A 12869-nucleotide genomic window follows, 5' to 3' on the forward strand; every position below is an offset into this window, starting at 1 on the left:
AAAATGGAATTTATTCCTAAGAACTCAAAGATTTAAAAATTATTTTCAGAATTGTCTTTGAAGGTGAAAATGAAGCATAAATTTTAAATGAATAATAAATGGCCTGTTTAGTTAAAAATTAATGCAAAAAATGATGAAAATGAGAATGATTTTTATTAAAATTGTAGCGTTTTTTTGTTTTTAATATTTTTTTAATTTTTGTCTGAGTTTTTTGAGAAATTTTATGCGTTCTTTACCCTTAAATATGCATCACAAGCCTATTTTCAAATTTAGCTTGTTAACCATGATGCTGTTGCAAGCACAGTATGCTTTTGCCAATGAGGCTCCAACACCAACAGCAGTGATGCCAACCATTAAGATCGAAGCAATGAGCGAGCTTGATCCGATCAAAAGTTATATCGATTATGATCAGGCAAGTGTGACCCGAAATGGTCTTAAGAAAAAAGATATTCCACAGACCATCGATACCATTGATGTGCAAAAATATAAAATTTATGGCGCCAATGATCTGAGTATCATGCTACAGGGGACACCAGGTGTATCAACCAGTTATGACATGCGCGGTGACGGGATTAACTTAAGAGGATTTAATGCAGATACAGGCGATATTTATCGTGATGGTATTCGTGAAAGCGGTCAGGTTCGCCGTAGCACAGCAAATATCGAACGTATTGAAATCTTAAAAGGCCCTGCGTCGGTTCTATATGGTCGTAGTTCGGGTGGTGGCGTAATCAATATGGTGAGTAAATTCGCCAATTTTGATTCAAAAAGCTCGGTGGGTATCTACGGTGGTTCATATGATAACTATGGAACAACAGTAGATTTCAATCAAGTGCTCACAGATAACGTTGCTGTACGTTTAACTGGAGAATATGGAGAGTCAGATAGTTTCCGTTCAGGCATTGAAAATAAAATCGAAATGCTTTCACCAAGTTTTACTTATAAAAATGATGAGGGTTTAACTTGGACCATGCAATATACCTACGATAAATTACATCGTGTGCCGGATCGTGGACCATCTTATACAGCACTTCCGAAGGGAACCTCGATTAAAACAGGTTTTGCCCAAGATGGAGACTATGTAAATGATGTTTTACAAGTTGCGCGTTCTGACCTGAATTACGAGTTTGCACCAAATTGGAATTTTCATTGGGCACTAAGTTATCGTCAAGCAGAGCAAAACTTTGATCACTTTTATGCGGGTGGATTATGTGCGACAGAAAGTACAACGGTAACTAATGCTGGAACATGTAAAGGCCATGTCGGTGATATCTCACAAATTTATTATTGGCAGAAAACCGATAATAAAACCACTAGCAATACTTTTGATATCCGTGGTGAGTTTGATACAGGCAGTATTAAACATAATTTATTGGTTGGTGCAGACTGGACTTATGAACAACGTGAGCCGCTTTTAGCCAATAAGAAAGATGGTGGTGCTATCTATGGCTATGTAAATCCGTTAACTGGTGAGCGCAGCAGTTCTAGAGGTTCGGGTAACTTAATATTAAATACACATAACTATAACCAAGGTGAAGGTTATGGTGTATTCATCCAAGACCTCATTAGTTTTAATGATTATTTTAAAGTCATGTTGGGTGGTCGTTATGACTATTATCAATCTGAAACCACCAACCGTTTAAAATCACGTGAGTCTCTGGACTATCATCGTCGTATTGATGGTGAGAGCTTTAGCCCAAATATAGGTTTTATTTGGCAACCTGTAGAAAGTCAGAGCTTTTATGCCTCTTATAGTAAAAGCTTCGCGCCATTTGGTGGGCGAGTGGGAGTAAGTGTTGTTTCAGCAAATACAGATGTAGATACATTTGATGCTAAACCACAATACAATGAACAATACGAAGTTGGTATAAAAAGTGATTGGCTGAATGATCGTTTAAATACCCAGCTTTCTGTATTTGACATCCGTAAGAACAATATCCGTTACCAGCCAAACCCAGATGAGCCAGAAAAGTGGGCTGTTGGTGCGCAGCACCAGTCCAAGGGGATTGAATTTAGCTTTATTGGACGTGCTTTAGATAATCTGTTTGTACGTGGTGGTTATAGCTATATGGACACGGAGGTTTCTAAAGATCCCAAGCCACAAAATGTTGGAAAAGAGTTAAATAATACGCCTCACCATACTGGTAATCTCTTTGTTCGTTATCTACCAACAGATAAGATTTATGGTGAAGTGGGGGCAACTTATGTCGGTGATGCCAAAATTTATCCAAACGGAAACCTAGATAGAGAACCAACTGACTTTGCTGGGTTTACTCGACTAGATGCTGCGATTGGCTATAGTGCAGATCCTTGGAACATTACATTCGCTGTCAATAATGTGACCAATAAAGAATATTGGCGTTCAGAGTCAATGCCAGGTACACCACGCAACTTCTTGGTGCGTTTGAACTACCAGTTCTAATCTAAACACGTTAATGTGACTTTAAGCACTTTTGTCTAGACAAAAGTGCTTTCTTGTTTTTAGCTGCTGAAAATGAACAGTTTTTTCTGTTATAAAGATATAGTTTATATCTATCTTATTGAATTATATAAAATGTCATTGCTAAAAAAACTGGAATATTCTAATATTTGATTGAGTGAAAATTAAGCAAAAAACTTATTAGAATAACTGTATAATTGTGATGTGGTTATCATTTGTGATTTTAATATGCGTTTTTGTTCTCCTTTTCAGTCTTTTTTGTTAGCATTAAAGAAAACTTTATAATAGAGATAATAATAATGAAGATTAAGATTGCAATCGCTTTGGCTTTTTCTGTATTTATTTTGGGTTATGTCACCTATGTTGATGCCCAAACCAAGAAACGCCAAGAGCTAATGAAAATTGTTCAAGATGCCGAAAACAGCTTGAATACGATACAGCATAATCAACATACGCATTTATCCTCTTATCAGCGTAATCAGTAGTTTTATGTGCCAATAAAGAGCATTGCTGATTCAATCATCTGAGTTTGATCGTGAAATACGCTTTTTTTGTATTGTGATACTCAAGTTTTGAGTAGAATCTGTTAAAATATTTACCATTAAATAAAAAGCTGCATGTTGATATGCGGCTTTTTACGTTTTGATATCGGAATCGAATTTATACATATCTTCTGTGTAACAAGCGCAAAGCTGGCATATAGATTGCTTTTAGCCTTGTATACCTTTTTGTGTACATTCAAAAAAGATTGCAAACACAAACGTATAGATTTCATATTCTACGATCTTAGATTTCAACAGGTGCTATGTTATGACAACGCCTAATGCTTCGGCTGGTTTGTTAGAACGCTTATTTAAGCTGAGCGAAAACAAAACCAACTTTAGAACGGAAGTTCTAGCAGGTGTAACTACATTCTTGACGATGTGTTACATCATCATTGTAAACCCACTCATTCTTTCTGAAACTGGCATGGATCATGGTGCTGTGTTTGTTGCAACCTGTTTGGCTGCGGCAATTGGGTGTTTGGTCATGGGGATTATTGCGAACTATCCAATCGCACTTGCACCTGGAATGGGCTTAAATGCTTATTTTACCTATTCTGTTTGTTTAGGCATGGGCGTGCCTTGGCAAACTGCTTTAGCTGCAGTTTTTGTGTCAGGGTTGGTTTTCCTTGCAATTAGCTTCTTTAAAATTCGTGAAGCAATTGTCAATGCAATTCCAATGTCTCTGAAATTTGCAATTGGTGGTGGTATTGGTTTATTCCTTGCTTTAATTGCACTGAAAAATGCAGGCATTATTGTTGATAATCCAGCGACCTTGGTTGGTCTAGGCGATATCAAACAGCCAACAGTCTTATTGGCCTTATTTGGTTTTTTAATGATAGTAGTTTTGCATCAGTTTAAAGTACGTGGTGCGATCATTCTTAGTATTCTGGTTGTGACTGCGATTGCAACTGCAATGGGCTTGAATGAGTTCAAGGGTGTTGTCGGTCAAGTTCCTTCTCTAGCACCTACCTTTATGCAAATGGACTTCGAAGGTCTATTTACCGCCAGTATGGTTGGGGTGATTTTCGTCTTCTTTATTGTCGATTTATTTGACAGTACAGGTACCTTAGTTGGTGTGTCACATCGCGCAGGCCTGCTTCAAGATGGTAAATTACCACGTTTGAAGAAGGCATTATTTGCAGATTCAACTGCAATCGTAGCGGGTGCTGCTTTAGGTACATCGTCAACTACACCTTATATTGAATCAGCTTCAGGTGTTGCGGCAGGTGGACGTACGGGTTTAACCGCAGTCGTTGTTGCATTCCTATTCATTGGTTGCTTGTTCTTGGCACCATTGGCTCAATCAGTTCCAGGTTTTGCAACAGCACCCGCATTGTTATTTATTGGTGTGTTGATGATCCAAGGGATCACACATATCGATTGGGATGATATTACTGAAGCTGTTCCTGCCTTTTTAACCATCGTATTTATGCCATTTACCTATTCAATTGCAGATGGTATCGCGATGGGCTTTATCAGCTATGCATTGGTGAAACTACTGACAGGAAAAGCAAAGACAGTTCCTTATATGGTTTGGATTATTGCGGCACTGTGGGTGTTTAAATTTGTTGCATTTGGCGGCTAAGCAAATCGTTATTATTATTTTATCATTCTCTTTGTGAGCTGTTTGAATAACAGCTCTTTCTGTGAAGAGAGCCTAAAAGGGCGTTATTTCGATAACACCCTTTTTTCTTTAGACGTGGAGTTAATATGAATCAAATCGAGCTGATTCGTGCTTTACCCAAAGCCGAATTGCATGTGCATATTGAAGGGACTTTTGAACCAGAACTGATGTTTGCAATTGCACAGCGTAATCAGATTCAGATTCCCTATCAGTCGGTTGAAGAAGTGAAGCAAGCGTATAACTTCCATAATCTTCAATCTTTCTTAGATATTTATTATGCGGGCGCAAATGTGCTGGTGCTTGAACAAGATTTTTATGATCTTGCTTGGGCATATTTCGAGAAATGTGCTGAAGATCGTGTGGTACATACCGAAATGTTCTTCGACCCACAAACGCATACTGAACGTGGGGTTGAATTTGCAACTGTGTTGGCTGGCTTAAAACGTGCCTGTACAGATGCACAAGCAAAGCTAGGAATTAGTTCTCAGTTGATCATGTGTTTCTTGCGTCATTTAAGTGAAGAAAAAGCATTTGAAACGCTTGAGCAAGCATTGCCATTCAAAGATGACATTATTGCGATCGGTTTAGACTCAAGCGAAGTTGGACATCCTCCAGCAAAATTTGAGCGTGTATTTGCTAAAGCCCGTGAAGCTGGTTTCTTGATCGTGGCACATGCGGGTGAAGAAGGCCCACCAGAATATATTTGGGAAGCTTTAGACTTGTTAAAAGTAAACCGTATTGATCATGGTGTGCGTTCTGAAGAAGATGAGCGCTTAATGGCGCGTTTAATCGCTGAGAAAATGCCTTTAACAGTTTGTCCTTTAAGTAACTTAAAGCTTTGTGTTGTAAAAGACATGGGTGAGCACAACATCCGCCGTTTATTGCAGCAGGGCGTACATGTTACTGTGAACTCAGATGATCCTTCATATTTCGGTGGTTATATGAATGATAACTTTGTGGCGATTCAGCAAGCTTTGGATTTAAGCAATGATGAATTAAAGCAACTGGCAATCAACTCTTTTGAAGCTTCATTCATTTCGGATGAAGAAAAGCAAAAGTGGATTGCAGAAGTGAAAAAGATCTAAATTAAAAAAACCGCGTAAAGCGGTTTTTTTATATCTGAAGAATTATTTGGGCTGGCGTAGCATACTGAGCAAGACATTATCTTTATCAATCAGATGATGTTTGATGGCAGCCAAAGCATGTCCGGCAACGAGTAGGCCAGCGAACCATGAAAGATAAATATGTAGAGGTTTAACAATTGCTAGTAATTCTGGATTGTCTTGTACTAAACGTGGAATTTCGAATAAATATAAAACTGGAGCAGGGTGGCCAGCACTCCAACTAAATAAACAGCCAGTAATTGGCAACGCTAATAACATTAAATAAAGGAATAAATGTCCAACATGCGCCAACATTTTCATCAGCGGCGACATGGTGTTTGGTAGTTCAGGTACAGGGTGGGTATAGCGCCAAAAAATACGGATAACGACATTCTCTTCTTCATAAGAATGTTGATAATCTTGATCAAGATGTTGCAGATGCTCATGCATGGCACGTTCATGTTGGATACGTTGGTAAATTTCCTCACGATGCACAGAAACTTCTTTTGGAGCATTTACACCAATACGCACCTGATTGCCTTTTACGCCAAGCACAGTAACACTGACTTGATCCCCAATCATTAATGTTTCTCCGACACGACGGGTCAGAATCAGCATGTTTATCTCCTTGCTAAACGCTTAAACTTGCGACAGGGAATTCATTGTTTGAAAGTACAGCCTAATATACAGAAAACTCTAACAGAAATATGTAAAAAACATTTTTTTTCGTAAGTTCTGTGAGAGTCTTTTTAAAAACCTCAAGGCTAATATAACAGAGCCACTATAAGAAAAACTATAGTGGCTCTGTTTTTTTTCTTATTTACTTGCGAGTAAATATGTTTAAGCAGCTATTAATTAAGCACGTGCACTGCTTTCGCCGTGTTCACGATCTAGGCCAAAAGCTGTATGTAAACAACGAACTGCCAATTCTAAATAGTTTTCTTCGATGATCACAGAAACTTTGATTTCTGATGTAGAAATCATGAGAATATTAATGCTTTCTTCAGCTAATGCAGTAAACATTTTGCTCGCTACACCTGCGTGAGAACGCATACCAACACCTACGATTGACACTTTTACGATGTCATCACGCGTCACAACTTCACAACCTTCGATGCTGTTTGCAGTTTGTTCTAAAATTGCTTTTGCTTTCGCCAAGTCGTTACGATTCACGGTAAAAGTAAAATCTGTTGTACCGTCTTCTTCAACATTCTGGATAATCATATCCACTTCGATGTTGGCATTGCTGATCGGTGATAAGATTTTAGATGCGATACCTGGTTCGTCAGGAACACCTAAAATAGTGAGTTTTGCTTCGTCACGGTTAAATGCAATACCTGCGATGATTGGTTGTTCCATATCGTCTTCCGCCTCAGTCGTAATTAGTGTACCTACGTTTTGTTTGAAATCTTCATCAAATGCGCCATCATTATCGTTATCAAAGCTTGATAATACACGTAATGGCACCTGATATTTGCCTGCGAATTCAACAGAGCGAATTTGTAAAACTTTCGAACCTAAAGATGCCATTTCTAGCATTTCTTCAAAAGAAATACGGTCAACTTTCTTTGCTTTAGGCGCTACACGAGGGTCAGTGGTATAAACACCGTCTACATCGGTATAAATCTGGCATTCATCTGCTTTTAGTGCTGCTGCAAGTGCAACGCCTGAAGTATCTGAACCACCGCGACCTAAAGTTGTGATATTGCCATTGGCATCATAACCTTGGAAACCGGCAACGACGATGACACGACCAGCATCTAGATCAGCGGTCATTACATCAGTATCAATGGATTCAATACGTGCTTTGGTAAACGCGCTGTCAGTTTTGATACCAACTTGACGACCTGTATATGATTTAGCTTCTACACCAATAGAATTAAGTGCCATAGCTAACATGGAAATCGTTACTTGTTCACCCGTTGACACCATTTGATCTAATTCGCGTGGGTCAGGGGTGCTAGTAATGGCTTTGGCAAGCGCAAGTAAGCGGTTAGTTTCACCACTCATTGCTGATACAACCACGACCACCTTGTGACCATGATCATGCCAACGCTTGACACGATGAGCAACATTTAAAATGCGCTCAGGAGTACCCATAGAGGTACCGCCATATTTTTGAACGATTAAAGCCATAGTTGTTCCATATAAGCCATGACCCTGAGAGGCATCAGGGTCAGTTACACAAAAGTGAAGTCTTTATTATTGCGCAAGCCAAGCAGGTAATGCTGCGATGACTTGATCAAACTTCTCGTTAAGTGGCGCGCCACCTTGTGCTAAGTCAGGTTTACCACCACCTTTACCGCCCAGCTCTTGAGCCAAGTGTTTGATGATGTCACCTGCTTTTAGAGTTGCAGCGTATTGTTTAGCGACGGAAGCGATTAAACTCACTTTATCACCTTCAACACCAGCTAAAATAATGACTGCATCTTCTAATTTTGATTTTACGCTGTCATGAAGATTGCGTAATGATTTGGCATCTAAACCTTTTACCGATGTGATAAGCGTTTGACGACCCGCAATTTCTGTGACTTGATCTAAAAGCTCAGCCGCTTGGAAGCTCGCTAATTTTTGATTCAATTGTTCGATTTGCTTTTGTAGGCTAGAAGCAGTTTCAACAATTGCTTCAACTTTCTCTACAGTTTGGTCTTTTTGCGCTTTCAACAAACCGTTAATGATTTGGATATCTGTTTCTGCTTTTTGAACCACTTCAAGCGCTTTGGTGCCAGTCACGGCTTCAATACGACGAACGCCCGCAGCAACACCACCTTCAGAAGTGATTTTAAATAGACCAATATCACCCGTGCGCTTAACGTGAATACCACCACAAAGTTCGATAGAGAAGTTTTTTTCTTCAATAATAGAACCCATAGAAAGTACGCGAACTTCTTCGCCATACTTCTCACCGAACAGCATCATTGCGCCTTTGGCTTTTGCTGATTCAATATCAAGTAATTCAGTTGTTACAGGGCTGTTCGCAATGACTTCGGCATTGACTAAACGCTCAATCTGTTGCAATTGTTCAAACGAAACAGGTTGGTCGTTGGCAAAGTCAAAACGTAAAATATCGCTGGCAACCAAAGAACCTTTTTGTTGTACATGCTCACCAAGAATCTGACGTAAAGCCGCATGTAGAAGGTGAGTCGCTGAGTGATTACGCGCTGTTGCTGCACGAATGTCTGCTTTAACCGTTGCTTCAACATTTTGAGTGGCTTTGAGGCTACCCATGGTCACGATACCTTGATGGACAAATGCACCACCAGATTTTTTAGTATCTTGAACTTCAAAAATACCAGTATCGTTTTTGAAGATACCTGTATCACCGATTTGACCACCGCTTTCTGCATAGAAAGGGGTTTGGTTCAATACGATCAGTGCTTCGTCACCTTCGTTGATTTCATCAACTTGCACGCCATCTTTATAGATCGCAACGATTTGACCTTGGCCTTGAGTCGCTTCATAACCATCAAATTGAGTTTCGCCTTCAACTTTGACAATGCTGTTGTAGTCAACTGCAAATTTACCTGCATCACGTGCACGTTGGCGTTGCGCAGCCATTTCAACTTCGAAGCCGGCTTCGTCAATGGTAAGATCACGTTCACGTGCGATATCAGCGGTTAAGTCAGTCGGGAAGCCGTAAGTATCGTATAGTTTAAATACGGTTTCACCAGCAATCACATTGCCTTTCAGTTGTGCTAATTCACCTTCTAACAACTTCAAGCCTTGCTCAAGTGTTTTCGCGAATTGCTCTTCTTCTTTAAGAAGCTGTGCTTCGATGCGTGCTTGCTGCGCTGCAAGTTCAGGATAGGCATCGCCCATGACTTCAATTAGCGGTTGTAACATCTTATAGAAGAATGAACCTGTTGCACCTAACTTGTTACCATGACGCACGGCACGACGAATAATACGACGTAGCACATAACCACGACCTTCATTTGAAGGGTTAACACCGTCAGCAATCAAGAATGAGCATGAACGCGCATGGTCAGCAATCACTTTTAACGATGCAGGATATTCAACTGGTTTATTTTGTGCTTTTGCTTCAGCTTCAATGGCAGTGGTATCTAAACCAATGATTTCAGCAGCAGCTTTTAATAAGTGTTGAAACAGGTCAATTTCATAGTTTGAATTGACATGTTGTAGTACAGCCGAAATACGCTCCAAGCCCATACCTGTATCAACAGAAGGTGCTGGAAGAGGGTGCATGACACCATCAGCAGTACGATTGAACTGCATGAAAACGTTGTTCCAGATTTCGATGAAACGATCACCATCTTCTTCTGGTGTGCCTGGTAAGCCACCCCAGATATGGTCACCATGGTCATAGAAAATTTCAGAACAAGGACCACAAGGACCTGTATCACCCATTGCCCAGAAGTTATCTGATGCGTATTGGCCACCTTTGTTATCGCCAATACGGATAATACGTTCAGCATCGATACCAATTTCTTTGTTCCAGATATCAAATGCTTCATCATCGGTATGATAAACCGTGACATATAAACGATCTTTCGGTAAGCCTAACCACTGTTCGCTGGTCAAAAATTCCCAAGCAAATTTCAGTGCATTTTGTTTGAAATAATCACCGAAAGAGAAGTTGCCTAACATTTCAAAGAAAGTGTGGTGACGTGCGGTATAACCTACGTTGTCGAGGTCATTATGCTTACCGCCGGCACGGACACATTTTTGAGATGAAACAGCACGAACATAGTCGCGCTTTTCTAAACCTAAGAAACAATCTTTAAACTGGTTCATACCAGCATTGGTAAACAGCAAAGTTGGGTCGTTGGCGGGAACGAGAGAACTCGAAGCGACACGTGTATGCCCTTGCGATTCGAAATAACGCAAAAATGCTTCACGGATTTCAGCTGATGTCATAAAGCGAGTACTCACAACCAAGACACTCCATAATTTTGAATTTGGCTATATGCAACAAGGTACGTTGTGTCTAACGTTCTACAATCGAACCCAGTGCGTGGCATAGATTTTAAAAGTGCTAAATTATAACGGAAAATACCTGCCTCACCAACGATTTTACAAGCAATATCATATAAAACTGTGTTTAAGCTAAAAATCTATATTCAACAATGTGCTTGATGTTTTACCATATAGCATAGAAAAGATGATGTTTTGATGAATAAGGACCCTACATGCAACGTATCGCTATCAATGGATTTGGTCGAATTGGTCGGAATGTATTACGTGCGTGGTTTGAGAGTCCTAAGCAATTTCAGTTTGATATTGTTGCCATTAATGACATCGCAGATGTGCAGACCTTGGTGCATTTGTTCAAATACGATACCACGCATGGTCGTTTTGCAGGTCAAGTTGAAATTCAAATTGAAAATCAACATATTTTTTTGAATATCCAGTCCAATCAGCGTCAGTTAAAACTACAGGTTTTTAAGCAGGCTCAGCCAGAATTATTGCCTTGGGCTGACTTAGATATTGATGTGGTGCTTGAATGTACCGGTTTATTCCGTTCACGTGCTGATGCTACACGCCATGTTGAGGCAGGTGCAAAGCGTGTGATTATTGGTGCTGCACCTTTTGATTCTGTGGATGCGGCGATTGTCTATGGTGTTAATCATAATGACGTAAAGGCCACAGATCAAATCATCTCCAGTGTCTCATGTACCACACAGGCCTTAGTGCCGTTGGTTAAAATTATTGATGATGCCTTTGGTATTGATACCGCATTAATGACAGAAATCCATGCGGTCACAGCCGATCAATCGGTTTTGGATCACGCGCATCGGGATTTACGTCGTGCACGTGCATCTGGGCAAAATATTATTCCAACCACATCAAGTGCCTTGGGTGCATTGAAACAAGTCATGCCGAAAATGGAAGATCGGATCAATGGCTATTCCATTCGTGTACCGACCATTAATGTGGCTGCCATTGATCTCACTTTTGTTTCGCATTCACCGATTACTGTGCATAAAATCAATGAAGTTTTGAGCAAGGCGGCGCAATATGATTATGCGCAGATCATGCAAGTGACAGATGAAGATCTGGTTTCTAGTGACTTTAATCATTCGCCTTATTCTCTGATTGTGGATTTAACTCAAACCATGGTGGTGGGACATCAAGCGAAAGTTTTTGCGTGGTATGATAATGAATGGGGATATGCAAATCGCTTACTCGATTTGTGTGAAACTTTTTGTGATTAATGATTTAAATAATATAAAAATTAATTCGGAGTAGTGAATGACATTGATGTTGATTTGGGGATTAATTGCTATTTTATTGGCGGCGGTTGTATTTTTATTCTGGCTGCAGTTTAAAAATGTAGATGTACCAAACCAAGATGTTCAAGTTTTGCAACTTGAAGAAAAAGTTGTGCATTTAGAATTACATCTAAAAAAGAGTTTGGAAATCATGCAGGATCTGGCCAAGAAGATGCATGTGCAACAAGAGGTTTTGGATCGAACTGTGGCAAATATTGCCGCTTTAGAAAAGCAAAATGTTGAAATGGTGAATTTGCTAGAAATCGTAGTAAAAGGCGGCAAAGGAACTGAATAAATATAAGCTAATTTTTGAGAATCTTTTATAAAAATTCAGATTCGCGATAAGTTAGAGGTATTGAATGAGTCCAGACTTGGAGGAATTGGTGGTACGTCTCACCACCGAGGAGGATTGGAAAATCCTTAAAACCGTTCGTTTAGAGTCTCTACTGGATAGTCCTGATGTTTTCGCTGCTAATTATGCGACTACAGAGAAATATAGTGAATCAGAATGGCGTGACCGTGCCTCACAAAAGACTAAATTTCGATATGTTTTAGCAATTAAAGGGGATCGGGCAATTGGGATTATTGGTGGAACTCAAAACGCTGTACGTGAATTTAATGTGATCGCGATGTGGGTTAATCCTATGTTTCGTGGCAGTGGTATAGCCGATCTGCTGATTTCTGCGATTAAGAATTTAGCCGTTTCTAAAGGTCATTCTAGGATTGTATTAAGCGTATCTCCAAAAAATGAGCGAGCAGTGTGTTTATATTCTAGGCACAATTTTGTGTTTATACCTGAATGGGAATCTTTAGCCCTGAGTTCAGGTGAAAGAAATCAAAAAATGGAATGTGTTTTTTAATATAAACTAAGAACAAGACCTTAAGGTGTTTCATTTATTTGGGGTAATCGCTGCTTAAGAGGCT

At 39.7% G+C, this 12869-nt stretch carries 9 protein-coding genes and 2 pseudogenes; 7 read left to right on the forward strand and 4 right to left on the reverse strand.

All coding sequences use genetic code 11. From position 1 onward, the window contains the following. The first annotated feature begins 223 nt into the window (after nt 1-223). The 4 genes from MN869_RS10555 (at nt 224) to MN869_RS10570 (ending at nt 5694) form a co-directional block, all read left to right on the forward strand. The gene (locus tag MN869_RS10555) at nt 224-2422 is read left to right on the forward strand and encodes a TonB-dependent siderophore receptor (RefSeq protein WP_033133663.1); all 2199 of its coding nucleotides are present in this window, start codon (nt 224-226) and stop codon (nt 2420-2422) included. Nucleotides 2423-2739: 317 nt separating this feature from the next. Next, nucleotides 2740-2925, forward strand: a complete 186-nt coding sequence (locus tag MN869_RS10560) for a hypothetical protein (RefSeq protein ID WP_004805957.1) — start codon at nt 2740-2742, stop codon at nt 2923-2925. Between the two features lie 325 nt (nt 2926-3250). After that, complete coding sequence (locus tag MN869_RS10565; RefSeq protein ID WP_004805960.1) at nt 3251-4570, forward strand: NCS2 family permease; 1320 nt, start codon at nt 3251-3253, stop codon at nt 4568-4570. A 125-nt stretch (nt 4571-4695) separates the two neighbouring features. Beyond that, nucleotides 4696-5694: an adenosine deaminase gene (locus MN869_RS10570; RefSeq protein WP_005204754.1), complete on the forward strand. Its 999-nt coding sequence runs from the start codon at nt 4696-4698 to the stop codon at nt 5692-5694. Between the two features lie 42 nt (nt 5695-5736). Here MN869_RS10570 and MN869_RS10575 read toward each other — a convergent pair. The 4 genes and pseudogenes from MN869_RS10575 to alaS all read right to left on the reverse strand — a co-directional run. After that, nucleotides 5737-6102, reverse strand: a pseudogene (locus tag MN869_RS10575) (cytochrome b/b6 domain-containing protein); the annotation flags it as partial. After that, a pseudogene (csrA, locus tag MN869_RS10580) lies at nt 6103-6330 on the reverse strand (carbon storage regulator CsrA); the annotation flags it as partial. Between the two features lie 237 nt (nt 6331-6567). Continuing rightward, on the reverse strand, nt 6568-7848 hold the full coding sequence (locus MN869_RS10585; RefSeq protein WP_004805971.1) for an aspartate kinase: 1281 nt from the start codon (nt 7846-7848) through the stop codon (nt 6568-6570). Between the two features lie 66 nt (nt 7849-7914). Further along, nucleotides 7915-10605, reverse strand: coding sequence for an alanine--tRNA ligase (gene alaS, locus MN869_RS10590; RefSeq protein ID WP_171248657.1), 2691 nt, complete (start codon nt 10603-10605; stop codon nt 7915-7917). 257 nt (nt 10606-10862) lie between these two features. Between alaS and MN869_RS10595 the strand changes: the two genes are divergently transcribed. From MN869_RS10595 to MN869_RS10605, 3 genes are all read left to right on the forward strand, one after another. Continuing rightward, on the forward strand, nt 10863-11888 hold the full coding sequence (locus tag MN869_RS10595) for a type I glyceraldehyde-3-phosphate dehydrogenase (protein WP_004805974.1): 1026 nt from the start codon (nt 10863-10865) through the stop codon (nt 11886-11888). A gap of 37 nt (nt 11889-11925) precedes the next feature. Next, on the forward strand, nt 11926-12240 hold the full coding sequence (locus MN869_RS10600) for a hypothetical protein (RefSeq protein ID WP_033133666.1): 315 nt from the start codon (nt 11926-11928) through the stop codon (nt 12238-12240). A gap of 64 nt (nt 12241-12304) precedes the next feature. Beyond that, entirely contained in the window at nt 12305-12805 is a 501-nt protein-coding gene (locus MN869_RS10605) for a GNAT family N-acetyltransferase (protein ID WP_033133667.1), read from the forward strand. The last annotated feature ends 64 nt before the right edge of the window (nt 12806-12869 follow it).

Source organism: Acinetobacter sp. NIPH1876 (assembly GCF_022808535.1).
GTDB classification, from domain to species: domain Bacteria; phylum Pseudomonadota; class Gammaproteobacteria; order Pseudomonadales; family Moraxellaceae; genus Acinetobacter; species Acinetobacter higginsii.